This window comes from Pseudomonas sp. BO3-4, assembly GCF_034044115.1.
GTDB lineage: Bacteria > Pseudomonadota > Gammaproteobacteria > Pseudomonadales > Pseudomonadaceae > Aquipseudomonas > Aquipseudomonas alloputida.
Genome location: NZ_CP139018.1, coordinates 2,825,543 through 2,851,163, shown reverse-complemented (window position 1 = coordinate 2,851,163; position 25,621 = coordinate 2,825,543). Strand labels below are relative to the sequence as shown.

The following is a 25,621-nucleotide window of genomic DNA, read 5'->3' as shown; positions in this document are numbered from 1 at the left end:
GTTCTATTCCTGCAAGTGAGAACCCAACCGCCTTGGAATGTTCAACCGCAATGGTCAGCCGGTCAGCACCCCTACCGCTGAAGTATTGCATTGGAACTTCCAACCCCGTCCGGGACGTCCCACATCCACACCTGACGAAAACGGAGATTGAACGATGAGTGCAAAATTGAGTGGTAAGCGGGTAGCCTTTCTGGTCACCGATGGCTTCGAACAATTCGAGTTGACGGGGCCTCGTGAAGCCTTGCAGAAAAACGGGGCCGTGGTCGACATCCTGAGTGACAAGGAAGGCACTGTCCGCGGCTGGAACCATGACAAGCCGGCCGACGAATTTGCGGTAGACGCGACGTTCGACAGCGCCCTCCTCGATCTTTACGATGCCATCGTGCTACCGGGCGGGGTACAAAATTCCGACACTATTCGCCTGATACCTGGCGCCCAGAAACTGGTGAAAAGCCACAACTCGGCCAGCAAGCCACTGGCGGTAATCTGCCACGGCGCCTGGCTGCTGGTATCGAGTGGATTGGCCAAGGGCAAACGCATGACCAGCTTCAAGACGTTGCAGGATGATATCCGCAATGCAGGTGGCCACTGGGTAGATGAAGAGGTGGTGGTGGACGGCAATCTGATCACCAGCCGCAAGCCGGATGATATCCCCGCCTTCAACGAGCAGTTGATCAGAGCCCTTGCTGGTTAATTTGCTGACCGTGGGCGAGCAAACACCTCAACCTCCTGTTCTGCTCAGGCAGGGTTCACGGTAGGCAAGCTCACGGTTTCTTCTCCACGTCCTTGGGCGCTTTCGCCGGGCCTTGTGGGTCCACCTGAGGATCGCTCAGGTCTGGAGAGTCCGGGTCGAACCCCAAGTCCTGATCAGTCGTTGCATGATCGGAAGAATGGGGGCCTTTCTGCTGCTGATCGTCGGGTTTGTTCATGTTTTGGTCTCCGAAGTGTGATGTATTCACCGTCACGGTCTGGCCGCTATCTGAATAGGCTGTTCATAAAATACCTCGGTAGAATGTTGGCGTCCGGTGGAGAATTGCAACACCGGTAAAGTTGCTTTTTTGCATGCCATCCACTCGTCAATCCTGCACTGACGCAGGAGACACTGACCAACCGTGACCTGAACCAGATGAGTGACGGGTGAGCTTGCACATGATCTCAACGACGTCCTGTCTCCCCCCGTCTTACATCTCAAAGCAACGGGCCTCACGGCGAAATCGGATCACTGGCCGGGAACGTTTCATCCAACGCATTACCGACGCTGCTCTCCTTCGGCTGACTCAACTGGCCGCATTTGCAGTCGTTCATACGACAAGGCTCCCCATTGCGGTGCCCCGTCGCACACGCTTCGCAGCAATAAGCCTTGCCATCCTGGAGCACAGCATTGGCATCCACGGTGCATGAACAGTGGTTGCAGGAACAGCGTTGCTCGCTCATCACGGTCTCTCCTGTCATCTTCTTCGGGCACCACTTCGTCACTCCACGGCTCACCGGCCAGTGACGCTAGATGGGTCCCTGACCCTCTGGGGTATCCGGGGCCGTACTGAAACTGACTGCGCAGGGCCGCGAAGGTTTATCCGGATTTTCCGGTCGGGCCATCAGGGCAGCGGCTTGCCACCGGCCCTAACGATGGTCGTTCATCACCTGCCCGGCCACTGCGCGCAACGCCTGGCGGTTATCCAGGCCCTGTTCACGGGCCAGCGCGAAGGCTTGGCGCTGGCGATCGGCACTGCTGCCCTCGCGCAGGATGTGCCGGGCCTGAATGAATGAACGCTCGGCATCAACGGTGTCAGCCGGGCACTGCTGCTGCAGCTGCGTCAACCAGCCCTCGGCGCTGACCGGCTGTTGACCGTGGACACCGATGAAGGTGGCCAGGCGCCCCTGACGCAGGGCGCGCCAGTAGTTTTCCTGGGTGACCCAGCGCAACTCGCGGCTGGCGGGGTCATCGTGGCGGGCCAGCGCCTGCTCGACCAGGTGGCGAAACAGGCCTGCGACAGCCAGGGCATCCTCCAGCCGCGGGCAGCCGTCGCAGATACGCAGCTCGACCGTTGGAAACCGCCGCGAGGGCCTGATCGCCCACCAGAAGTCGCCGTTCTCGGCCAGGCTGCCGGTGCGTTGCAGCAATGCCCGGTATCGCTGGTACGCGCTCCAGTCCGGCAACGGCTCTGGCAGCCCCATGTGCGGCCATTCCCCGCACACTGCGCGGCGATAGCTCATGTAGCCGGTATCCTCACCGCCCCAATACGCAGACGAGGTACTGAGCGCCAACAACAAAGGCAACCAGTACAACACCCGATTGATCACCCGCATGCGATCAATGCCCACCGGTACTCCGACGTGCACGTGCAGGCCATTCAACAGGCTGCGCCGCGCCACCAGTTGGTAATCGTTGAACAACTGGCGATAGTGCGGGGTGCCACGTGGGCGCTGGCGCAGCCACTGGGCGCTTGGGTGGCTCGCCGCGCCGTACAGGCCGGCGCCCTCGTCGGCCAGCGCCCGGGCCAGGCGCTGACGCCGCTCGCCAAAGAAATCACGCGCTTGGTGCAGTGCGTCGAATACGGGCGAAGCGATCTCTATCTGGCTGTGGAACATTTCCTCGGCGAACCACGGGCCCGCCGCGTCCCAACAACAGCGGGCCACGGCTGCTGACGGAACAGCCATGACCTGCCCGGTGGCCAGCTTCACCAGCAGGTATTCTTCCTCGATGCCAAACGTGCAATGCCGCGTCACGACGCTATCAGCCGCGACGGGTGACGGTCAGGGCCACGGCGGCAATGCGCTCGACCTGCTCGTAACCGGGGTCAAGCAATTGCTCGCCGAATACGTCCGGGTCCAGCTCGCGATAGAACCAACTGAACCCAGGCCCCGCCAGGCGCAACCGCATGGCTTCGAGCAGCGCGTCGCGCCCCTCGACGATGGCGACACCGGTGTACAGCAGCAACGTCCCCCCGGGCGACAGGCGCTCACGGGCTTGCTCGACGATGTGCAGCGACAGCTCGGCACCCAGTGCGCCGCCGCCATGGCGGTAGGCGCGCTGGCCGGCGTCGAGCATGTACGGCGGGTTGGCGACGATCAGGTCGAATGTACCCGCGATATCATCGAGCAGGTCACTGCGCTCTACCGAAACATTCGCCACACCGGCCAAGGCAGCATTGATGGCAGTATGGCGCAAGGCCATGGGGTTGATGTCCACCGCGCAGACCTGCGCATGCTGCACGGCGCGCGCGATCAGCAATGCCCCGACACCACTGCCGCAGCCTATGTCGACGGCATGCTGCACGCGCTCGGGCGTGCTGCTGAGGTGATCGTGGATCAACTGGGCGAACCGGTAACTGTCCGGGCCAAAGAACACGGCATCGCGGCTGTTCGTAGGCCAGGCGGAATGCAGCAGCAGCAGATCGTCCAGGCTGGACCAGCGCACGTTGCTGCGCCACAGCGCCCCTTGAGCCTCCAGCACGCCAGCGAGGCTAAGTTGCTCCAGTTCGTCGGGGCTGAGCAGTGAAGCGGCGAACGGCCTACTCCAGCCGAACACATCACGCAAGGTACGCGCCTGCTGCGCCTCGGCTCGGGCATTGACCGTGGCGTGGGTCGCCGGCGTCACGCAGGTGAAACGATAGCCGTCGGCACGCAAGCGGTTCCCCAATTGCAGCAAGGCCTCATCGGCGCGAATCTGGTCTTGGTCGAGCAGCATCAATGAAGCCCTCCGTGCATCAAACCGGTGGTCTGGATGAACGCACGCGTGGCGTGCAGGCCCTGAGGGGTGGCGTGCCGATTGCCGGCCATTGCATCGATCAGGGTCGGTATGTCCGATACCTGGGACGCGATGGAGACATCATTGTCCAGTTGCAAGGCGTGCTCCCACTGCCCTGGCGGCACCCGACGAATTCCCGCGCCTTGCCAGGAGCCGGCGATCCAGTCATGCCAAAGCTGCTTTTCATAGGCATCGAACACACCGAACATGGCAGCGACCGGGCCCTCGATCAGCGACCAGAAGCGGCTTTGCTTAGGATCGCTGTCACGCTTGATCCAGCCTTGGGCCTGTAATGCTTCAAGAAACCCGGGCATTGCGCCGGGCTCAGCTAGCCACTGGTTGATGGTGCGTCCTTGCAGGCGACAGCGGTCCGAATGCATGCACTGCCCGTAGATGCGCTTGCGTTCCAAGGTACCTAGCAACTCGGCCTGCAAGTCGAACGAAGCAATCAATGAGGGCGTGTCGCCCCCCAGGTCATTGAGCCGGTAACCGTGCCTCACGCGCTCATAGAACGCCGGCCCCTGATCGCGCACTAGCTCGGTGACGCTTTCCACAGCGCGTCGCGCATGGCCGCTGGCGGCATTGTCGATGGTCACATGCAGCTGGAAGTAATAGGCATCGATACCCAGCTCGGCCAGCTCATGGGTGGTGATCAGCAGGTGCAAAGGCGGTTGCTCGTAACCCAGGTTGTAACCGATTACTTCCGGCAAGAATCGCTGGCAGTGCTGCCCCAGAGCCAGTTGCAGCGTGCCCTGCAGGTAACGAGCGGGGTCAAGCGGCCGCTCCTGCGAGCAACCCAGACGGCTGAGCAAGCGCTGGTAGATCAACACGTGATTGCAGCGTGGGTCGCCGTCCCCGAGCTCTTCCAGGAAGGTGCGGATCAGCCCGTGGAATCGCGGGTCCTGCCAGTGCCACAGGGCCCCGTGAAGCCAGGCGCCGTCAACCGCCTTGGTCGGCGCGACTTGCTGCAGGAACCACAAGGCGTGGGAACGGTTGGCAAAATAACGACGCGCCCCGCCCTGACGCCGGTGCTCCAGATAGGCCGCATGCGCTTTGGCGACACAACCTGCATGGGCATCGGCCCATTGAGGGAGTAGCCTCGGGTCATCTGGCAGATCATCGCAAAGCAGACGGGCATGGCGCAATTGCTCCGTCAACCAGCCCTCACTGGTCGGCTCAGGGCCCTCAAGTAGCGCCCGATAGCGATGTTCCAGTCCTGCGTTGGTCTTTTGGGTCGCGGTACCTGCCTGTGTCATTGCCACCATGCCTTGTACCTCGCTCAGGGATTCTGCGGTTTGGTCTCAGGTGATGGGGTAGTTGCGGGAGGAATGGGTTGCTGCATCTGAAGCGAGGGTTTACTTGGGTCAGCATCCTTCGCCGGGTGATCCTTGTCGCGGTCGAAGCAACCTCCGAGCAGCGAGAAACTGGCAGTCAACAGCAGCACGACAAACTGGTTGTTTTTCATCTGATGGGCTCTCGTTTTCGTCAAGACCTACATCAACGAGTCCGACCGGTTGCCGTGAATTCGTTCTGATTCCGACATAGCGGATGAGCGGTGACCGAAACGCCGGTTTGCTCTCCATGAATGATCGAATTTCTGAGCATTTTGGACCTGCCCAAGCGCTGGTTGGGCCGGCCAGTAGCTTATGGTTCGTGATCGCCGCCTATCAAGGTCTGCGCGCTAACGCATTCACCCGCTGAGCCTCAGGCCCACTAACAACTAGCGGCACTTGGGCCAGCGAGGGCTGTCTACCTTTAACCCTGCTCGTCGTCTGAAGGATGTCGGGCCTATAATCGCTGGCTAAGCTCACTCCCGGTTCGCACAAGGCTCGTGCCCATGAAATCGTCCAGCAAGACTTCCCTCGCCTCGCCGCACAACCCTTCGCTCAGCCCCAGCCATCTGGACTTTCCAGTGGTGGGCATCGGGGCATCGGCCGGCGGGCTGGAGGCGGTGCAGGCGTTTTTCCAGCACGCCCCCGAAAACTGCGGCATGGCGTTCGTCGTGGTGCTGCACTTGTCGCCGGACCACCAGAGCCAGGCCGACCGCTTGATCCAGCGCGTCACGCGCATGCCGGTGCGCCAGGTAAGCGAGCCAGTACCGATCGAGCGTGACCACGTTTATGTCATTTCGCCGGCCAACCGCCTGTCCACCAATGACGGTTACCTGCGGGTCAGTCCGGCCAGACGCAGCCGCGGCGACCACGTCGCCATCGACCTGTTCTTCCGCGACCTTGCTGATGTGCACAAGGACCATGCGTTCTGCGTGATACTTTCGGGCAGCGGTAGCGATGGCGCAGTGGGCCTGTCGCGCATCAAGGAACAAGGTGGCGTGACCCTCGTGCAGTCGCCCGATGACGCCCAGTACCTCGACATGCCCAAGGCCGCCATCGCCACTGGCATGGTCGACCTGATCCTGCCGGTAACCGAGATCCCGGGCAAGCTGCTGGAACTGTGGCGCTCGGCAAAGAAGGTGAAACTTCCGGAAATAGAGGATGACAGCCTGCCCCCGCCCCTGGGCGAACGTTCAGGCGACCCAGCCCAATCCGACCCCCTGCTCGACGACATCCTCACCCGCCTGCATGCCGGTACCGGCCACGATTTCCAGCACTACAAGCGCGCGACGATCCTGCGCCGACTTGAACGGCGCCTGCATGTCACCGCACAGACCGACCTGGCCGGTTACCGCGATTACCTTGAGCGGCATCCTGAGGAATGCCGTGCATTGCTGGCTGACATGTTGATAGGGGTCACCAATTTCTTCCGGGACCGCGAAGCTTTCGAAGCATTGCAGCAGCATGTGATGCCGGGTCTTGCCAACGACGACAGCGAAGATCTTCAGCGCGAAGTACGCATCTGGTCGGCAGGTTGTTCATCCGGCGAGGAAGCCTACAGCCTGGCGATGATGGCGACCGAACAATTGGCAATGGAGCAGCGCAGTGCCAAAGTCCAAGTGTTCGCCACAGACCTCGACGAACGCGCGATCAATGTCGGCCGGCTAGGCGTCTATCCCGATGCCATCGCCACCGATGTGCCCACGGCCAGGTTGCGTCAGTTTTTCATCAAGGAAGACCAGCATTACCGGGTACGCAAGGACATTCGCGAAAAAGTCCTGTTCGCCCGACATAACCTGTTGTCCGATCCTCCGTTCTCACAGTTGGACCTGGTGGTCTGCCGTAATCTGCTCATCTACCTGGATCGGGAAGTGCAACGGGAAATATTGCGCCTGTTCCACTTCGCCCTGCGCAAAGGGGGTTATTTGTTCCTGGGCAGTTCGGAATCGGCGGACGTGGCTGCCGACCTGTTTATTGCCGTAGACAAGCACCATCGCATCTTCCGGGCTCGGGAAGTGGAGCCGGCACGCCGCCCGGGGCGGCTTCATACGCCCGACGCGCAAGCCATACGCGCTAAACCCAAACCCCTGCGCAAGCTGTCCTATGCTGAAATCCATCACCGTGCATTGTCCAGACGCACACCGCCCAGCCTGATCGTCGATGGTGATGGCAACATTTTGCACATGAGTGATAGCGTCGGCCGATTCCTACGCCACGCCGGTGGCGAAGTCAGCCCCAGCCTGCTGAACCTGGTACTCACACCGCTGCGCCCTGCCCTGCGCAGTAGCTTGTTGCAGGCTCATAACACCGGCCAGCCGGTCAGCTCGGGCGCCGTGATCACCACCATCGACGATCAGCGCGTCGAAGTCCAGGTACAGGTCCTGCCCCACCAGGACGAACCCAGTGGCAGCGAATGCCTGCTGGTGACGTTCCAGGTTCGCGAAGCTGATCCCCAGAGCCTGCCTGCTATCCAGCAAACCGAAGGCATGGTGTTGAACACCTTGGAGCGGGAACTGCAGCGGACCCGTCAGCAGTTACAGGAAACCATCGAGCAGTCGGATATCTCCAGCCAGGAGCTGATGGCCTCGAACGAAGAAATGCAAGCGATCAACGAGGAATTGCGCCTGGCCAGCGAAGAGCTGGAAACCAGCAAGGAAGAGCTGCAATCCATCAACGAAGAACTGCTGACGGTCAACTACGAGCTCAAGACCAAGGTTGATGAAACCGACAAGATAAACGACTACCTGAGCAATCTGATCGCCTCCACCCAGATCGCCACCGTGTTCGTCGACCGCAACTTGCACATTCGCTGGTTCACGCCCGGGGCCACCGCCATTTTCAGCATACTGCCGGTCGACACCGGCCGCTCACTGCTCGACATCACCCATCGCCTGGAGTATCCGGGGCTGGCAGACGATGCGCGCGCGGTGATCGAGCGCGAAACCACGATCGAGCGTGAAGTCATCGGGCAGGACCAACATTGGTACTTGGCACGTCTACTACCGTACCGGGCCAGTGAGCAGAACGTTGACGGCACGGTGCTAACGTTCATCGACATCACCGAGAGTCGTGCGGCCGAGGAACGCTTGCGCCAGGGTGAAGAGCGCATGCGCCTGGTTGCCGAGAGTACCCATGACTTCGCCATCATCCTGCTTGACGAACAAGGCCTGATCATCGACTGGAACACCGGCGCTGCGCTGGTATTCGGCTACGCCAAGGATGAAGTCATCGGCCAGCATTATGCGCTGATCTTCACCGAGCAAGACCGCGAAAATGACGAGCCGGCGCGCGAGCTGCGCGCTGCCCGTCTGCATGGCCGTGGCCAGGACGAACGCTGGCATGTGCGCAAGGACGGCAGCCGCTTCTATTGCAGTGGCGAAGTCTCGCGCCTCAAGGGCAGCAGCTTGCGGGGTTACGTGAAGATCGCCCGTGACCTGACCGGCCACAAGCGCTTGCAGGACGAACAAAGCAAGCGCCTGGCCGAGTCGCAAAGCTCCAGCCACATGAAGGACGAGTTCTTCGCGGTGATGTCCCACGAGCTCAAGCACCCGCTGAACCTGATCCAGCTCAATGCCGATATCTTGCGACGCATACCATCGGTCACAAGCACCGGCATGGCGAGCAAAGCGGTCAACGTCATTCGCGAAGCAGTCACCAGCCAGGCACGCATCATCGATGACTTGCTTGATGTGGCGCGCATCCGCACGGGCAAGCTCAAGCTGAAGACCCAACCCGTCGATTTGTGTGCCGTGCTGCAAGGTATCTACGCTGTAGCCTGCAATGAACAGCGCGGCCGCAGTGTTCGGCTGACGCTGCCGGCCGATGGCGAACCGGTCTATGTGGAGGCCGACAGCACCCGTGTCGAGCAGATCATCTGGAACCTGCTGAACAACGCACTGAAGTTCAGCCCTGCCGATGGCGAGATTCTGTTGAGACTTGCTCGCCAGGATGAGCAGGCGCGACTTGAAGTCATTGATCAGGGCATAGGCCTCGCCAAAAACTCCCTGGAAGATATTTTTGAGCTGTTCAACCAGGCTGCACCCACCGGCCATGGGCGAGAGGGGCTAGGTATTGGCCTTTCCCTGGTTCGTCAATTGGTAGAAGCCCATGGCGGAGCGGTCAGCGTAGAGTCTCCCGGCATAGGCCAGGGCTGTACGTTCATCATCACCCTGCCTTTGTGCGCGTACGCCCAGCAACCCCAGGTGCAGGGCGAAGTCCTGCTATCAGAAGGTCGGCTGAAAGGGGTTCGCATCCTGCTGGTGGATGACTCGGTCGATGTGCTGGAAGTGATGGAACAATTGCTGTTGATGGAAGATGCCGACGTCGATGCCTACAGCGACCCGAAACTGGCGCTGCAGTCGGCGGCAGATGCGCGTTACGACGTGATCATTTCCGACATCGGCATGCCTGGCATGGATGGCCATGCTCTGATCCGGGCGCTGCGCGGCCTGGAGCATCTGCGCTACATCCCTGCCATCGCGTTGACTGGCTATGGGGCAAGCGCGGACCAATACAAGTCTCGCCAGTCCGGTTTTGACCGCCACTTGAACAAGCCGGTGGGTTATGACGACTTGATTGACGCGATCGAGCGCCTGAATGGCTCAGCGTCGGTTTGAATAGAGGAGGTAGGCTTTGCGGGGCGACCCACGCCCCTCAGTGCTTCCTGCCCTCCTCCTTCTGTTTTTCTTCGTCCTGCCCTTCAACCTTGTCCATCAGCAAAGGCATCGTGCCCAGCACCAACAGCGCCAGCACCGTGCTGACCAGCGCCGTGGCTTCGCGTCCCATCCCCGCTGCCGTACCGATGGCAGCCGTCATCCATAACCCGGCAGCTGTGGTCAGACCTTTGACATGACTGGTGTCCTGGCCATTTCCTTTGAGAATGGTGCCCGCGCCCAGAAATCCGATACCGGCAACGATGCCCTGAATCACCCGGCTGAGCGCCTGCGCATCGGCACCTGCCATGCTCGGTGCCAGCACGAACAGCGCCGCGCCCAACGAAACCAGCATGTGCGTGCGCACCCCGGCGGACTTGCCCTTGTGCTCTCGCTCGAAGCCTAGAACAGCGCCCAGTACGGCAGCCATCACCAGCCGTACGAGGATTCGCACGATCTCGCGCTCATCGCCAATATCGGCGAATTCGGCCTGGATTGTTTGCCAGATCAGATCCATGGAGGGGGCCCGGGCCGTTTACACGTTCGGCCTCTGCTGGCGCGTACGCGGATAGGCGTTTTTATGATCTCGATGGGCATGGCCGGGACCTCCGGAGGCAGTTACAGTGTATGACTGCGAGCACTGCACGTTTGCTGCATCGCACGCTCAAGTGGTCGCCTCTGCAATTGACAGTCAGCATCAAATTTTCGCCGTAGATGCTCTCGGCGCTTGCTGTGTTGTCGGTAAGGCGTCCAGACCCAATTGACGGCCATCCGCAGCCGCTTCAGTCGACTCCATGTCCCGCCGCTGGTCGCAAATAGCGAACGGCTGGTTATGCTGACCACTCTCCTATTCTGAGCGCCGCAGAACACATCCAGGCTGTCGTAGCTTAGTGTCCTATTCCGTCGCTCGCTGTACCGCCCGTTTCTCGTACGAGCCTTGCTGAATGCTCGAGGGATATCGCGCGGTTAAAAAACGTCTGATTACGCCGACATTCCCGCCGGCGTCGCCCGAGCAGCCTTGAACCAATAGTCGAGATGCTCTACTGCCTGTGGCCTCTTGCCAGGAGCGTACTATGAACTTCGAAGAACGCGACAAGTACGGTATGTACAAGGGACGGACCGATTTCACTGCCGAGGGAGACCGCGGCCCGGGGCCGCGGCTGATGGGCGCGGATACCCTCATCGGCAACGACGTGTATAACACGCAAAACGAAGACTTGGGTGACATCAAGGAAATCATGCTGGACACCGCCAGCGGCAAGGTGGCCTACGCTGTACTGTCGTTCGGCGGTTTCCTGGGGATGGGTGAAAAATTGTTCGCCGTGCCGTGGGCTGCTTTGCGCCTGGATACGGTGAACAAGCGCTTCGTCCTTGATGCCGACAAGGACCGCCTGAAGAACGCCCCAGGCTTCGATAAGGACAACTGGCCAAACATGAGCGATCCGACTTGGGGCAGAGGTATCCACGACTACTATGGCACCACGTGGGAAAGCGATCCCCGGCTGTGATGTGCCAACCTGCTTGGCCGGGCTCCCGGCCAAGCCTATCCTGAGCAAGAGGGTCGTGACAGGCGGCTTTGGGTCGGTAGGTGCCCTTCGCGAGTGACCGCTTTCGACCCATAGCGGCCTGTCGGCATGACGTAAGACCCAGAAGGGAATTCTGGTCTATGGCGCATGCTCGGCGGTTACTCCAAACGGCTCCATACGAAGTGGCACATTACCGCTTGGGCACTTGGTGTCTTCTGAAGAGCATTGAGCATTTGGGCGGGGTCGTGTTGCTCAGCGACCAGTAGGGCATGACGTCGTCGGATCATGGCTTCAAGGTGACCAGGCGTGAACTCCGGATGATACTGGGTGGAGATCGCGTGGCGGCCATATCGGATGATCTGGTGAGGATCATGAGTCGAGCGGGCCAACGCGACAGCGCCTTCAGGGAGCGTGATAACTGTCTGTTCATGCGTGAGATGGGCCGGGAACTGAGCAGGCCACTGCTTCAGCATTTCATCGGCTATGGCCGCAGGTAGCAGTTGGATCATCTCGCAGCCCACTTCACGCCCGGCAGGGTGGTAGTCGACAACCCCACCTAGCGCGTGAGCCATGAGCTGATGCCCATAGCACACGCCGAACAGTGGCATCTCGATCCTCATGGCTTCACGAATCCACTGCGCTACGTACTCGCTCCAGGGCTCGCGGTCGGTAACCATTGCCCATGAACCAGTAATGATGGCAACAAGATCCTTGGACGGATCAGGCAGCAGTTCTCCCCCGAAAGCTCGTACAACGGTCATCTCACTGGGTGAAAGCTCCAAGGCCGCTGCAAACCATGACGGCAGGTCCCCAAGTTGATCGCGAATGTCTGCCGGTGGCGTACCTACCTGAACGATGAGGAGCGTGGGTGAGTTCAATGACGTGTATCGCTATTTCAAAGGAACATGGCTGGGACGACTGTGGAGCGATCAGCTACCCAGCGCAAAATTGATTCCAGCCTCGATATGAATCGCGGTTGAATCGAAACCAGGTAGAGCAAGCTTGTCACTCTCCAGGATCAGGCAGATTTCCGTACAACCAAAAATGACAGAGTCCGCGCCTTCGGCTTTGGCCTGCTCGATCAGAGATAAAAGCACTGCCCGCGATTCGTCGCGTACGATCCCCAGGCTGAGTTCGTTGAAAATGATGTCGTGTATCTGACTCCGACCCGCACTGTCGGGAACGAGCACATCAATACCATGATTCTGCATGCGGGCTGGGTAGAAGCCATTCTCCATGGTGTATCGGGTCGCGATCAGCAACGGTTTCTTGTGCCCGACGAGCTTGAGGCGATCCGCTACGACATCAACGATGTGGATGAAGGGGAGCGAGGTGGCTGCCATGACAGCATCCGCTACCAGATGCATGGTCACAGCACAGATCATCACGCAGTCAGCGCCTGCGTTTTCCAAGCTCTGAGCCACTTCAGCAAGTTGGCTCCCGGCCTGCGCCCATTCGCCAGCTTTCTGCTTGTCGACAATGGTCTGAAAATCTACCGAGTGCAGCAGTATCTGAGCCGAGTGCAGACCGCCCAGGCGTTGGTTGATACCTCGATTCAGCTCCCGGTAGTACACCGCAGAGCCCTCGTAGCTCATTCCACCGATAAGACCAATCTTGCGCACATTACACCTCTCAGGAAGCTGCTCTCGACGACCAGATGGCAGGCACTGCCCGCTCGGATCATCTGGAGTGTATGCTGCGTGCAAATTCTTCAATAATGAATAATCAGCATAGTTGAATCTCAAAATGAGAAACATGGACCTCGATTCACTGCAAATATTCAAAGCCGTGGTGGACTACGGCAGCATCACGAACGCGGCAGCCCAGCTTCATCGCGTGCAATCGAATATCACCACCAGGGTAAAGAACCTAGAGGAGCGCTTGGGTGTGGCGCTCTTCCATCGCCAGGGTGGGAAGCTGACGCCTTCCGATGAAGGGCTACTGCTGTATCAATATGCTGAGAAGTTGCTTCGCCTTTCCATAGAAGCAGAAACCGCTCTCAAGCGCGGCACCCTGCAAGGCGTGCTTCGGATCGGTACGCTTGAAAGTACCGCTGCCGCCAGGCTTGCTCCGCTGCTGTCCAGCTATCACGAACGCTTTCCGGATGTTCAAATCGAGTTGATATCCGGCTCAACGGACGCACTGATTGCACAGGTTCATCGCGGTGATATCGAGGCTGCATTTATCTCGGACCCATTCACCGTTGCCGGGCTAGATTGCCAAGAGGTCTTCGTTGAGGAACTGGCACTCGTCGTGGCCAAGAACAGCCCCATCGCTAATGCGCGTGCACTCCAAGGAGCGACCATCATCGCGTTTTCCAGGGGCTGTTCGTTCAGGCGCATTCTGGAAAGCTGGCTTCAGACCTGCGAAATCGTGCCCACCAGGGTGCTGGAACTTGCGTCCTATCATGCGATAGCAGTCTGCGTTGCAGCCGGAACTGGGGTGGCAATCATGCCGCAGTCCGTGCTCAAGGCTGTAAACGTGGAAAGCTTGGTCAGATCGCTCCCCTTGCCCCCAAAGGTTGCTCGGGTTCGCACTCACCTGGTCTGGCGCAACGGGCATGAATCGCGCGTATTGCAGTCTGTTCGGGATGAGTTGGCCAGGCACCGCAGGGCCTCATAGCAGGAAACCGTTTCACTCCGGTCGAATGCCCTTCGATCAGTGTCAGCTTTGGGTCGATAGCGGCCATCCAGGATCCACAATTCGCAAAGCAGTTGGATGCGGACATCTGGCGATTAGTCAGCCGCTTGACGAGCAGTAGTGCGAACCTGGCCTAATTCGGACGCGGTGAAGTCCTACCACGCGCTTGGCGCCGTGCACTAGGCAACCAATCATCAGGCATGCTCCGAAAAAGCCGAGACTGGCGTACACTGAGGGCCGCTGAAGATCACCCTGGTCCGTGTCAGAAATCGCCAGTCGCGATCGCCTACGCTCCCGCTGAGACTGGGGGCAAAATTGGGGGCATAGCTTTAAAATCCCATCCTGTAACTACCGTCCTAGAGCCTAGTCAAAATGTTTTTCGGGGATCCTGATAGCTTGTGACTGAGCTGCACTGACATCCACAAATATCAATACAATCAGTATTTTACTTGATTTTTTAGTGCAGGACCGTCCGTCGCATATAGTTGAGTATCCGGGAGCTACATCGCACGACATGCTGACGCTGTTTGCACAGACCATGATGGGAACCGTTGAAACCGCCGACCCTGCCACCCGGTTAAAGGCGTAATCCTGAAAAACCAACCACCCGATCCCATGAAAGCACCCATCCGTTTTTTAACACGATGAACAGCAAAGTCGTATTTACAGTGAATGGGAAGCGAGAACCAGAGCGTGGCGCATCGACTACACAGTTTGGGGCTCTGTCATGTCCTGAGTGGACTCTGCGTCATGGGGTAGCCCGGTGTCGCGATGCGCTAAGCAGCAGCACCGAATAAAGCCCTGCGTTTTTTAAGCCGGCCGCACTGCAAGCAATGTGACTTCCCGCTTCTACAGCAAAGTCCCACTACCTGGCACTCCAACAATCACAACGCCAAAGCGGACGACCATGCACCCTCAACGCACTGTCTTGCACAACGAATTGCACACCCGCCCGTCGCTGTACTTCGACGGCCCGGCCCATGTCCATCACCTGGCCGTGCTCGGCGGCGATGCAGCCTGCGCGGCGCTGCTGCCCGGATGCACTCGATGCGCAGCAGGCTCAGGGCATCACGCTGCTGGAAGGGCACCCGTTCAAGTGGGAACGGCACACTGAATTCTTCACCCTGACGCTGGTGGTGCCTTGCAGCGTTGCCGACAGCGATTGGCAGCCGCTGCCCAAAGTGCTGGCTGACGCGTTAGCGCCACAGACTGCCGAGATCATCAACGCCGTGCAGATTCTGGTGCGCGACGAGACAGACCTCGAGCTGCCCCGCTACGGCTTCAAAGACCCCTGTGGCTACTGCGTGGGCGGTGGCGATGCGGTGGTCTGGAGCGACTTTCGCCTGGACAGCGAAGGCACCAACCGCTTCCTGTTCATCAACCGTCGCCTTAATGCCTACCGCCAGGGACGCATGATCCGCCGCCTGCTGGAAATCGAAACCTACCGCATGATGGCATCGCTGGCCCTGAGCACCGCCAAGGCCTTGAGCCAAGAACTGGACGCCTTCGACAAGACGCTGGTGCAGTTGTCCGAACGCAGCGCCAGCGGCGATGGCCATGACTCCAAGGCCTTGCTCGAAGCCATCGCCCACTTGTCGCGCCAGGTGGTCAGCCGCACGGTGAAAAACCGCCACCGTTTCGGCGCCACCCAGGCCTATGCGCAGCTGGTGTTCGAGCGCCTTGGAGAGCTGCGCGAAAGCCATGTGGGCGACTGCCAGCGGCTGGGGGTGTTCATCGAGCGGCGTTTCAAACCCACCGTGCGCTACTGCGCCGCCACCGAGCAACGCCTCGACCAGTTGGCCAAGAACGTGGCCAACCTCGGCGACCTGCTGCAGGCGCGGGTACAGGTGGAAATGGAGGAGCAGAACGCCGGTATCCTGCGCAGCCTCAACACCCGCGCCGATGCCCAGGTGAAGATTTAGCGGGCGGTCGAGGGGCTGTCGATCATCGCCATCACCTATTACCTGCTGAACCTGTTCAAGCTGCTGTATGGCGGGTTGAATGTGCTGGGTGCGGGGCTGGCGCCGCGCGATGCACTGCTGGCGATGGCGCCGCCGGTGCTGCTGGCCTTGCTGGTGATTCTGCTGCGCATTCACCGGGCCAAGCAGCATTGAGGGCCGGATAACCTGCAGGAGCGGCCTTGTGCCGCGAAAGGGCCGCAACGCGGCCCCAGGATATCCATGCGAATGCAAATATCGCCGGGGCTGCTCTGCAGCCCTTTTGCGGCACAAGGCCGCTCCAAAGAGCGCGGCAATCCTGAGCTAACGTTGCCCAACCGCCCGCAACAACCTCGGCACGCGCTGACGGGTAAAGCAGACCAGCAGGATGAACAGCGTCACCCCTGCTGTCATCAGTGCCTCGTACCGATAGGCATCGTTGACCAGCATGTACCCCAACACCAGCAAAATGGCGCCGATCACCAACCAGGTGAGCCACGGGAACAGCCACATTTTGAAAGCAAGCTCGGCACCCTCGCGCTCAGCCCGGGCGCGCATGCGCAGCTGCGAAATGGCAATCACCAGGTACACCAACAACGCAATGGACCCCGTGGTCGACAGTAAAAAACTGAACACCTGCCCCGGGAACCAGTAATTGACCACGCAGCCGGCAAACCCGGCCAGGGTCGACAGCAGCACCGCCACCACCGGCACGCCACTGCGCGACACCCGCCGGGTAACGGGCAGTGCCTCGCCGCGCGCTCCCAGTGAATAGAGCATGCGCGAGGCTGTATACAGCCCCGAGTTCATGCAACTGGTCACCGCCACCAGCACCACGATGTCCACAACAAGCTTCGCACCCGGCACGTTGAGTACGTCCAGCACCCGCTGGAACGAGCCCACCGCCTTAAGCGCCGGGTCGTTCCAGGCCACCAGCGACACCACCAGGAAAATCGACACCAGGTAGAAGATTGCAATGCGGTACACCACCAGATTGGTGGCACGGCGGATCTTCTCCTTGGGCTTGTCGGTCTCTCCCGCCGCAATGGTCACCACTTCGGCGCCAAAGAAGCAGAAGATGGTGATCAACACGCCGCCAAGCACCGCACCCCAACCGTTGGGCGCGAACCCGCCGTTGGCCCAGAGGTGGCTCACGCCCGACGTTTCGGTCAACGGCCAGACCCCGGCCACCGCCATACCCCCGACCACGATGAAGGCAATGATCGCCACCACCTTGACCAGTGCGAACCAGAATTCGAACTCACCGAAGTTCTTCACGCTGACCAGGTTGCTGCACGCCAGCAAGCCCATGATCAAAAAGGCGAACAGCGACGACGGCACTGAAGGAAACCAGGCGTGCAGGATATCGGCACCGGCAATCGCCTCGACCGGAATGATCAGCACCCAGAACCACCAGTACAGCCAGCCGATGGTAAAGCCTGCCCACGGCCCGATGGCCTGGCCGGCATAGGTGGAAAACGACCCGCTGTCGGGGTTGGCCACCGCCATCTCGCCGAGCATGCGCATCACCAGCAGCACCAGCAGGCCGGTCATTGCGTAGGACACCAGAATGGCCGGACCTGCCGAGGCGATGGCGTTTGAGGAACCAATGAACAGCCCGGCGCCAATGATGCCGGCAATGGAGATCATCGAGACCTGACGCGAGGTCAGGCCATGTTGCAGTGAACGCTGTTGTTCTTGTTGAATCGACGTCATCTGAAACCTTCGTGCGGCTTCGCCGTCGCGCAGGCAACGGCGAGATTAAGCAGGCACTGCCCGTCAGGTAGCGGCAGTGATGATCAGTTCAACCAGCATGCCGGGCTTGGCCATGCGAGCCTGGCCGGTGGAGCGTGCCGGGGCGTGCTCTTTGTCCACCCAGGCATCCCATACGCTGTTCACTTCGTCGAAGTCGCGCAGGTCGTCCAGCCACAGGATCACGTTGAGGATCTTGCGCTTGTCGGTGCCGGCCAGGGCCAGCAAGTGGTCAACCTTGGCCAGCACTTCGCGGGTCTGCTCGGCGGCAGAGGTGCCGGGGGTGCCGACCTGGCCGGTGAGGTACACCACACCGTTGTGTTTCACGGCGTGGTGAACACGGGTATCGAATTGGTAACGCTGAATATCAGTCACAGCACACACTCTTTTGATGGAAAACACGATGATTGGGGCTGCTTTGCAGCCCCCAGGCGTCACTCGCCCAGGTAGGCCTTCTGCACCTGCTTGTCGTGCAACAGGTCCTGGCAACTGCCGGTCAGGGCGATACGCCCGGAGTCGATCACGTAGGCGCGGTCGCAAGTCTGCAGGGCCAGCCGGGCGTTCTGCTCCACCAGCAGCAGGGTCACCCCGCCCTTGACCACATCACGGATGGTTTCGAAGATTTTCTGCACGATGATCGGCGCCAGGCCCATTGACGGCTCGTCCAGCAGCAGCAGCTTGGGCTTGCCCATCAGCGCCCGGGAAATCGCCAGCATTTGCTGCTCACCGCCGGACATGGTTCCGGCCAGCTGGAACGCACGCTCCTTGAGCCGCGGAAACACCCCGTACATGCGCTCGATGTCGGCATCGATGGCGTCCTTTCCGTCACGCCGCGAATACGCGCCCATTTCCAGGTTTTCGTGCACAGTCAGCTTGGGGAAAATGCCGCGCCCCTCCGGTACCAGCGCCAGCCCTTCGCGGATCAAATTGAAACCCTTGATCGCCGCGTGGGCCTTGCCGTCAAAAGTGATCTGCCCGGCAGTGGGCTTGAGCAGCCCGGCCAGGGTCTTGAGGGTGGTGGTCTTGCCGGCGCCGTTGGCACCTATCAGCGCCACCATCTCGCCCTGGGCCACGTTCAGGTCGATGCCCTTGATCGCCTGGATGGCGCCATAGGCCACCTGCAGGTCTTGCACTTGCAGAATGTTGTTCATGCCACTGCCTCCGAGCCCAGATACGCCTCGATCACCTTGGGGTCCTTGCGCACGTCGGCAGGCAACCCGTCGGCGATCTTGCGGCCGAATTCCAGCACGGTGATGTGGTCGCACAGTCCCATCACCAGCTTTACGTCATGTTCGATCAACAGCACCGTCTTGCCGTCCGCCTGCATCTTGCACATCAGTTGGCGCAGGCCTTCGGTTTCTGAGGCATTCATGCCCGCCGCCGGCTCGTCGAGGGCGATCAGCTTGGGCTCGGTGGCTAGCGCGCGGGCGATTTCCAGGCGGCGCTGGTCGCCATAGGAGAGGTTCTTGGCCAACTCCCCGGCCAGGTGGCCAACGCCCACATATTCCAGCCAATGCCGCGCGGCCTGGCGGATTTCGCGCTCTTCACGCACGCAGGCCGGGGTACGCAGGATGGCGCCGAACACGCCGCTGCGGGTACGTACATGGCGGCCAATCATCACGTTTTCCAGGGCGGTCATGTTGTGGAACAGGCGGATGTTCTGGAAGGTGCGGGAGATCCCGGCCTCCACCACCTTGTGCGGTTTGCTGATCAGCAGCGGCTTGCCGTCGAACACCACCCGCCCCTGCTCCGCCTGGTACAGCCCGGTGAGCACGTTGAACAAGGTGGTCTTGCCGGCGCCGTTGGGCCCCAGCAGGCCCCGGATTTCGCCGCGACGGATGCTCAGGTCGATGCCATGCAGCGCCTGCAGGCCGCCAAAGAACTTGCTGACCTGGTGCAGCTCAAGAAGGACGTCGCTCATGCCTTGTCTGCCTCTTTGATCGGAAGGTCGAAGGATGCTTCGCTGGCTGGTGAGTGCACCGTGGTGGCCAGGGCCGCCCCTGGCCGTGCAGGCTCCGGGTCGCCGTCGTGCAGTTCGGCGCGGCGGCGGTTGGACGGCCACAGGCCCTCGGGGCGAAAACGCATCACCAGAATCAGCGCCAGGCCAAACACCAGCATGCGCAGGGTGGAGGCATCCAGCACGTTGCGCAGGATGTCGCGACTGATGAAGGTGACGTTGTCCATCACCCACGGCTGAATCCAGTTGACCAGGTCGCGGAACAGCTCAGGCATCACCGACAGGATCAGCGCACCCAGCACCACGCCACGGATCGAACCCATGCCGCCAAGTACCACCATGGCCAGCACCATGATTGATTCCATCAAGGTGAACGACTCGGGGCTGACAAAGCCCTGGTAGCTGGAGAACAGCACCCCCGATACGCCGCCAAAGGTGGCGCCCATGGCAAACGCCAGCAGCTTGAGGTTGCGCTTGTTCAGGCCCATGGCCTCAGCGGCCACTTCGTCCTCGCGCAGCGCCATCCAGGCGCGGCCGATGCGTGATACTTCAAGGCGCTTGGACAGCACGATGCACAGGATCACGATGAGCAGGAAGAACAGGTAGTAGCTGATCACCGGCGACACCTGCAGGCCGAACAGGCTCCAGCTCTGCTGCAGTGACAGCACCGGCACCGCGCCCTCGCCTGCCGCGTGCATCCACGGCCCACCGTCGATGTGAAGTGGGGCGATGTTGCTGATGCCCTGCGGCCCGTTGGTGAGGTTCACCGGCTGGTCGAGGTTGTTCATGAAGATGCGGATGATCTCGCCAAAGCCCAGGGTGACGATGGCCAGGTAGTCGCCGCGCAGCTTGAGCACCGGCGCGCCGATCAGCACCCCGCAGATCGCCGCAGCCACCGCCGCCAGCGGGATGATCACCCACAGCGGCCAGTCCATCACCCCGCTGGCAAGCCCTGCCAGGTTCAGGTGCGGCGAGGCGAGCAAGGCGTAGAGGTAGGCGCCGATGGCGTAGAAACCGATGTAGCCCATGTCCAGCAGGCCGGCATAACCGATGACGATGTTCAGGCCCAGTGCCAGCAGTACGTAGAGCATGGCAAAGCCAAGGATGCGCACCCAGGTGGGGCCAAGCATCGGGATGGCTTCGATCAGGAACGGCAAGGCAATGAAGGCAACAATCAGCAACAGGTACTGCGTCTTGAGGTTTTTCATGACGGTTTACCTCAGGCCCGGTCGGCCTGGCGTTCGCCAAGCAGGCCGTTGGGACGGAACAACAGCACCAGGATCAGCACTGCGAAGGCAAAGATGTCCTGGTAGTTGGCCCCCAGGAAACCGCCAGTGAGCTGCCCGGTGTAACCGGCGGCCAGCGACTCGATCAGCCCCAGCAGCAAACCGCCGGCCATGGCCCCGAACAGGTTGCCGATACCACCCAGCACCGCAGCGGAGAACGCCTTTAGGCCAAGCAACAGGCCCATGTAGGCGTCGGCCTGGCCGTAGTTGACCGCGCGCATCACCCCGGCGATGGCGCCCAGGCTTGCGCCGATCAGAAAGGTGGCGCTGATGACGCGATTGATGTTGATGCCCATCAGCCCCGCCACTTCCTGGTTTTGCGCCGTTGCGCGCATGGCTTTGCCCAGGCGGGTCTTGTCCACCAGCAGCCACAGGCCAAACATGATCACCACGGCAATCAACATGATCGACAGCTGCACGTTGGTGATGGTGGCGCCAAATACGTCCACCGGCTGGGTTTCAACCACTTCCGGGAAGGTTTTGTAGCCACGGCCCCAAATCATCATCGCCAGGTTCTGCAGGGCAATGGAAATACCGATGGCCAGAATCAGCGGGGTCAGCCGCGGCGCCTTGCGCAGCGGCCGGTAGGCGTATTTTTCCATGCCCTGGGCCAGCAGCATGCACACCACCACTGCGGCCATGATCGCCAGCAGCAAGGTGATGATGCCGGGAGCAAAACCTGCGCCGGCAAGCATCGTCAGTACCGAAATAGTCACCATAGCGCCGACCATGACGATTTCGCCGTGGGCGAAGTTGATCAGGCCGATGATGCCGTAAACCATGGTGTAGCCCAGAGCGACCAGGGCATAGATGCTGCCCAGTACCAGGCCATTGAGCACCTGTTGCAACAAGATATCGAATGTACCGTCCACGCGCTGAATCCTCGAAACTGCATTGCGTCGCCGCGCGGCGCCAAGGCGCCACGCGGCCGACTGGCTTGGCAGGTGGGAAAAGTCTTCTTGTTATGTGCAGGCTCAAGCCTGCTTGTTATGGGTGCTGCGGGTCAGTCGCGCTCGACCGACAGGGTCTTCCAGCCCCCATCGGCGAACTGGAATACGGTCGCGGCCGGGCTTTTCAGGTTGCCCTGGTCGTCAAAGGCGATGGTGCCGGTGACACCTTCATAGCTCTCTTTCTTGAGAACCGGCAGGTAGACCTTGGGGTCGTCGGAGCCGGCCTTGACCATGGCGTTGATCGCAGCCCAGGTGGCGTCGTAGGCTGCCGGCGAAGACTGCACCACGCCAACCCCGAACTTGTCCTTGAGCTTTTGCTCGAAGGCCGCGCCCTTGGGCATCTCCAGCAGCGGCGTGCCGTAGTTCCAGGCGTAGGTGCCTTCGGCGGCGCTGCCGGCCATCTGCTTGAATGAATCGTTGGGCAGGTTGCCGATGTTCATGAAGCGGGCTTTCAGGCCCAGGTTCTTCATTTGCTTGGCCATTGGTGCGGCCTGGTAGTCCAGGGCTGCAAAGAACACCGCGTCGGCCTTTTGCGCCTTGGCGGTGGTGAGGATGGCGTTGAAATCGGTGGACTTGTCGTTGGTGTACTCGCGCACTACTACGTTGCCGCCGGCGGCCTTGACGGCCTTGGTGACTTCATCGGCCAGGCCTTGGCCATAGGCGGTGCGGTCATCGAAGATGGCGATGCGCTTGGCTTCAAGCTTGCCGACCAGGTAATTGCCGGCATAGCGGCCCAGGGTGGCGTCGTCGTTGACCACGCGGAACACAGACGGGATGCCCTGACGGGTCAGCGCGGGGTTGGTGGCCGACGGCGAGATTTGCGGAATACCCGCTGCGGCGTAGATTTTCGACGCTGGGATGCTGGTGCCGGAGTTGTAATGGCCGATCACCACGGCCACTTTCGAGTCCACCAGGCGCTGCGCTACGGCGGTGCCGGTGCGCGGGTCGGCAACGTCATCTTCGGACACCAGTTTAAACTGCACCACTTTGTCGCCGATCTTCAGTTGTTGCTGGTTGGCCTCTTCCACGGCAATCTGAATGCCATGTTCAACGTCCTGTCCCTGGTGTGCCGAAGGCCCGGTCAGGGGGCCTGCGAAACCGATCTTGACGGTTTCGGTCTCTGCTGCCTGAGCCGTCCCCATGGCCATCAGCAAGGTTACCGCGGTGGCGAGGGCTGTACGCCCTCCATTGTTCTTATACATGCTCAGCTCCCAGTATGATTGGACGAACCTCGACATCACTTACCGCATACGAACTGGCAGGATCGCCGTCGCACTTGTAAGATAACAGTCAGCAGGCAACTGTCAATGGGTGTATGCTGTGAGTGTCGTTAAAAAACCGGCGAGCGACGAAAGGAGTCCCAGCAAAAAACAGGTCGTCATACAAGCTGTGTCAGATGTTTGATAACCTATGCCGACAACATCACCGCTGGTTGGCTACGGATCCCGCCGCAAAGGGGCTTACGGGCTGCGCACAACCTGCCGGAGAACAACCGTGATGAGCCAATCAGTTTCAGGAGCCACTTTTCTATGAATGCGTCCATAGGCACGCGCCGCGCCAACCTGGCGGAAACCGTCATCCAGGAGCTGTCCAGCCGGATCGACAACGGCACCTACGGGCCCGGCGACAAGCTGCCGTCCGAGCAGGAGCTGTGCAAGGAGTTCAGCGTCAGCCGCCCGGTCATCCGTGAGGCCGTGGCTTCCCTGCGCCTGGGCGGGCGCCTGATCGCCCGCCAGGGCGTGGGCGTGTTCGTGGTCGAGCAGGACGTCAAGCGCATCGGCTTTGCCATCGATAGCGTGGTCGACGATGTGCGCGCTGCGGCGCAGATCCTCGAATTGCGCCTGGGCATCGAAGCCGAGTCGGTGGCCCGCGCCGCCGAACGCCGCAGCCCTGCCAGCATGGCGGCGATCACCGAAGCCTTCGACCGCTTCAACTCCCTCGATGGCGCCACCCAGGAAGAAGAAGCCAAGGCCGATTTCGAATTTCACCTGGCCATTGCCCGCGCCACCAACAACCCGCACTTCACCCAACTGCTCGAAGCACTTGGGCCGGACATCATCCTTGACCTGAACCTCAAGCACGGCCAGGTGACCGGCAAGAACCGCCAGGCGCACATCAAGAAGATCGGCCGCGAGCACGGGGCGATCCTCTCGGCGATCAGCATGGGCGATGTGAGCAGTGCGCGTACCGCGCTGCGCAAGCACCTGGAAGAGAGCCTGTCGCGGTATCAGCGGTTGCTGGACAGCAAGGCCTGAAAACGGCGCAGGCGCTGGCGAGGGCTTTGCCCTCGATCGCGACACAAGGCCCACACAGGTGATGCAGTCTCCTGTGGGCCTTGTGTCGCGATAGGCCGCAAAGCGCCCCCTAGAGGCCCAGGCACACGTACTTGATCTCTAGGTAATCCTCGATCCCGTACCGCGACCCTTCCCGACCCAACCCGGACGCCTTCACCCCACCAAACGGCGCCACTTCGGTGGCCACAACGCCAACGTTGATGCCCACCATGCCGTACTCCAGCGCCTCGGACACCCGCCACACGCGCCCCACATCCTGGGTATAGGCGTAGCACGCCAGGCCGAATTCGGTGTCGTTGGCCTGGGCGATCACTTCCTGCTCGGTGCTGAAGCGGAAAATCGGCGCCACCGGCCCGAAAATCTCTTCACGCGCCACGCGCATGCCTGCCGTCACATCGGCCAGCAAGGTCGGTTCGAAGAACGCCTCCCCCAGCGCATGCCGACGCCCACCACTCACCACTCGCGCACCGGCCTCAATCGCCTCACCCACCAACTGCTCGACGCCACGCGCAGCACGCCCGTCGATCATCGGCCCAACCTGGGTGCCAGCAGCATCGCCCTGCCCCACCACCAACTCGTTCACCCGCTCGGCAAAGCGCGCCACAAAGCGCTCATAGATACCGTCCTGGATGTAGAAGCGGTTGGCGCACACGCAGGTTTGCCCACTGTTGCGAAACTTCGCGATCAGCGCACCGTCCACGGCCTTTTCCAGGTCGGCGTCGTCGAACACGATGAACGGCGCGTTGCCGCCCAGCTCCATGGTCACCTTCTTTACCGTGGCCGCCGACTGCTGCAGCAGCTGGATACCGATGGGCGTGGATCCAGTGAACGACAGCTTGCGCACCACCAGGCTTGCGGTCAGCTCGCCGCCGATTGCTGCCGAATCGCCGGTCACCACGCTCAGCACGCCCGCAGGAATGCCTGCGCGCTCTGCCAGCACACACAGTGCCAGGGCGCTGAACGGCGTCTGCGAAGCCGGCTTGAGCACCAGGGTGCAGCCTGCGGCCAGTGCCGGCGCGGCCTTGCGGGTGATCATCGCCGCCGGGAAGTTCCACGGCGTGATCGCCGCGCACACGCCAATCGGCTCTTTGGTTACCAGCAGGCGGCGGTCGGCGTTCGGCGACGGGATCACATCCCCGTAAATGCGCTTGCCTTCCTCTGCGTAGAACTCCACGTAGGCTGCGGCAAAGGCGATTTCGCCACGGGACTCGGCCAGCGGCTTGCCCTGCTCGGCGGTCATGATGCGCGCCAGGTCTTCCTGGTGGGCAAGGATCTCACGGAACCAGGCTTGCAGCTTCGCGGCGCGCTCCTTGGCGGTAAGCGCACGCCAGGCCGGCAAAGCGCGCTCGGCGGCAGCGATGGCACGGCGGGTTTCCTCGGCGCCCATGCGCGGAACATGGCCCAGCACCTCACCGGTGGCTGGGTCTGTCACGGCAATGCGCTGGCCGCTGTCGGCCTGCTGCCATTTACCGTCGATGTAGCAAACTTCACGCAGCAGATCGTGATCGGCAAGATTCATGTCGATTGGCTCGTCTGAAGAAATGAAAA

22 protein-coding genes and 1 pseudogene are annotated in these 25,621 nt (G+C 61.0%); 6 read left to right on the top strand and 17 right to left on the bottom strand.

What is annotated here, in order from left to right; genetic code table 11:
• Positions 1-154: 154 nt before the first annotated feature.
• Positions 155-694 carry a type 1 glutamine amidotransferase domain-containing protein gene (locus REH59_RS13265; RefSeq protein WP_014859203.1) on the top strand — a complete coding sequence of 180 codons (540 nt, stop codon included), beginning with the start codon at positions 155-157 and terminating at the stop codon, positions 692-694.
• A gap of 70 nt (positions 695-764) precedes the next feature.
• Here REH59_RS13265 and REH59_RS13260 read toward each other — a convergent pair whose 3' ends face one another.
• The 6 genes from REH59_RS13260 to REH59_RS13235 all read right to left on the bottom strand — a co-directional run bounded on the left by REH59_RS13260 (position 765) and on the right by REH59_RS13235 (position 5,213).
• Positions 765-929, bottom strand: coding sequence for a DUF6021 family protein (locus tag REH59_RS13260; RefSeq protein WP_014859204.1), 165 nt, complete (start codon positions 927-929; stop codon positions 765-767).
• Between the two features lie 274 nt (positions 930-1,203).
• A complete protein-coding gene (locus REH59_RS13255; protein ID WP_024086900.1) occupies positions 1,204-1,434 on the bottom strand; it encodes a metallothionein in 231 nt (76 codons plus the stop codon).
• Positions 1,435-1,620: 186 nt separating this feature from the next.
• Positions 1,621-2,727 carry a carboxylate-amine ligase gene (locus REH59_RS13250; protein ID WP_024086899.1) on the bottom strand — a complete coding sequence of 369 codons (1,107 nt, stop codon included), beginning with the start codon at positions 2,725-2,727 and terminating at the stop codon, positions 1,621-1,623.
• A gap of 7 nt (positions 2,728-2,734) precedes the next feature.
• Positions 2,735-3,688, bottom strand: coding sequence for a methyltransferase (locus REH59_RS13245; RefSeq protein WP_014861617.1), 954 nt, complete (start codon positions 3,686-3,688; stop codon positions 2,735-2,737).
• Complete coding sequence (locus REH59_RS13240) at positions 3,688-5,013, bottom strand: iron-containing redox enzyme family protein (RefSeq protein WP_014861616.1); 1,326 nt, start codon at positions 5,011-5,013, stop codon at positions 3,688-3,690. Before REH59_RS13240 ends, REH59_RS13245 begins: the two co-directional genes overlap by 1 nt.
• A 14-nt stretch (positions 5,014-5,027) precedes the next feature.
• A complete protein-coding gene (locus REH59_RS13235; protein ID WP_014861615.1) occupies positions 5,028-5,213 on the bottom strand; it encodes a hypothetical protein in 186 nt (61 codons plus the stop codon).
• Between the two features lie 372 nt (positions 5,214-5,585).
• On the opposite strand from REH59_RS13235, the gene REH59_RS13230 reads away from it, so the two are divergent.
• Positions 5,586-9,695 carry a CheR family methyltransferase gene (locus REH59_RS13230; protein ID WP_014861614.1) on the top strand — a complete coding sequence of 1,370 codons (4,110 nt, stop codon included), beginning with the start codon at positions 5,586-5,588 and terminating at the stop codon, positions 9,693-9,695.
• Positions 9,696-9,732: 37 nt separating this feature from the next.
• On the opposite strand, the gene REH59_RS13225 is transcribed toward REH59_RS13230, so the two are convergent.
• A complete protein-coding gene (locus REH59_RS13225; RefSeq protein ID WP_014861613.1) occupies positions 9,733-10,248 on the bottom strand; it encodes an MgtC/SapB family protein in 516 nt (171 codons plus the stop codon).
• 556 nt (positions 10,249-10,804) lie between these two features.
• On the opposite strand from REH59_RS13225, the gene REH59_RS13220 reads away from it, so the two are divergent.
• Positions 10,805-11,239 (top strand): PRC-barrel domain-containing protein, encoded by a 435-nt coding sequence (locus REH59_RS13220; RefSeq protein WP_014861612.1) that lies wholly within the window; start codon positions 10,805-10,807, stop codon positions 11,237-11,239.
• A gap of 176 nt (positions 11,240-11,415) precedes the next feature.
• Here REH59_RS13220 and REH59_RS13215 read toward each other — a convergent pair whose 3' ends face one another.
• On the bottom strand, positions 11,416-12,135 hold the full coding sequence (locus REH59_RS13215) for a glutamine amidotransferase (RefSeq protein ID WP_054830797.1): 720 nt from the start codon (positions 12,133-12,135) through the stop codon (positions 11,416-11,418).
• A gap of 51 nt (positions 12,136-12,186) precedes the next feature.
• Complete coding sequence (locus REH59_RS13210; protein ID WP_230491500.1) at positions 12,187-13,014, bottom strand: aspartate/glutamate racemase family protein; 828 nt, start codon at positions 13,012-13,014, stop codon at positions 12,187-12,189.
• On the opposite strand from REH59_RS13210, the gene REH59_RS13205 reads away from it, so the two are divergent.
• Positions 13,013-13,879 carry a LysR family transcriptional regulator gene (locus REH59_RS13205; protein WP_014861609.1) on the top strand — a complete coding sequence of 289 codons (867 nt, stop codon included), beginning with the start codon at positions 13,013-13,015 and terminating at the stop codon, positions 13,877-13,879. The genes REH59_RS13210 and REH59_RS13205 overlap by 2 nt on opposite strands.
• Positions 13,880-14,804: 925 nt before the next feature.
• Positions 14,805-16,011 (top strand): annotated as a pseudogene (locus REH59_RS13195) (DUF3422 domain-containing protein).
• Between the two features lie 147 nt (positions 16,012-16,158).
• On the opposite strand, the gene REH59_RS13190 reads toward REH59_RS13195, so the two are convergent.
• From REH59_RS13190 to REH59_RS13160, 7 genes are all read right to left on the bottom strand, one after another.
• Positions 16,159-17,550: an amino acid permease gene (locus tag REH59_RS13190; protein ID WP_014861606.1), complete on the bottom strand. Its 1,392-nt coding sequence runs from the start codon at positions 17,548-17,550 to the stop codon at positions 16,159-16,161.
• Between the two features lie 63 nt (positions 17,551-17,613).
• A complete protein-coding gene (locus REH59_RS13185) occupies positions 17,614-17,961 on the bottom strand; it encodes a RidA family protein (RefSeq protein ID WP_014861605.1) in 348 nt (115 codons plus the stop codon).
• 59 nt (positions 17,962-18,020) lie between these two features.
• Positions 18,021-18,737, bottom strand: a complete 717-nt coding sequence (locus tag REH59_RS13180) for an ABC transporter ATP-binding protein (protein WP_014861604.1) — start codon at positions 18,735-18,737, stop codon at positions 18,021-18,023.
• A complete protein-coding gene (locus REH59_RS13175) occupies positions 18,734-19,507 on the bottom strand; it encodes an ABC transporter ATP-binding protein (protein ID WP_014861603.1) in 774 nt (257 codons plus the stop codon). Before REH59_RS13175 ends, REH59_RS13180 begins: the two co-directional genes overlap by 4 nt.
• Positions 19,504-20,751 (bottom strand): ABC transporter permease subunit, encoded by a 1,248-nt coding sequence (locus tag REH59_RS13170; RefSeq protein WP_121783374.1) that lies wholly within the window; start codon positions 20,749-20,751, stop codon positions 19,504-19,506. The genes REH59_RS13175 and REH59_RS13170 overlap by 4 nt, the downstream gene beginning before the upstream one ends.
• An 11-nt stretch (positions 20,752-20,762) precedes the next feature.
• Positions 20,763-21,701: a branched-chain amino acid ABC transporter permease gene (locus REH59_RS13165; RefSeq protein ID WP_014861600.1), complete on the bottom strand. Its 939-nt coding sequence runs from the start codon at positions 21,699-21,701 to the stop codon at positions 20,763-20,765.
• Between the two features lie 131 nt (positions 21,702-21,832).
• The gene (locus REH59_RS13160) at positions 21,833-22,981 is read right to left on the bottom strand and encodes a branched-chain amino acid ABC transporter substrate-binding protein (RefSeq protein ID WP_014861599.1); all 1,149 of its coding nucleotides are present in this window, start codon (positions 22,979-22,981) and stop codon (positions 21,833-21,835) included.
• A 327-nt stretch (positions 22,982-23,308) separates the two neighbouring features.
• On the opposite strand from REH59_RS13160, the gene REH59_RS13155 reads away from it, so the two are divergent.
• Complete coding sequence (locus REH59_RS13155; RefSeq protein ID WP_014861598.1) at positions 23,309-24,034, top strand: FadR/GntR family transcriptional regulator; 726 nt, start codon at positions 23,309-23,311, stop codon at positions 24,032-24,034.
• Positions 24,035-24,143: 109 nt separating this feature from the next.
• Here the strand turns inward: REH59_RS13155 and REH59_RS13150 are convergent, their stop codons facing one another.
• A complete protein-coding gene (locus REH59_RS13150) occupies positions 24,144-25,592 on the bottom strand; it encodes an NAD-dependent succinate-semialdehyde dehydrogenase (protein ID WP_320450582.1) in 1,449 nt (482 codons plus the stop codon).
• Between the last annotated feature and the right edge of the window lie 29 nt (positions 25,593-25,621).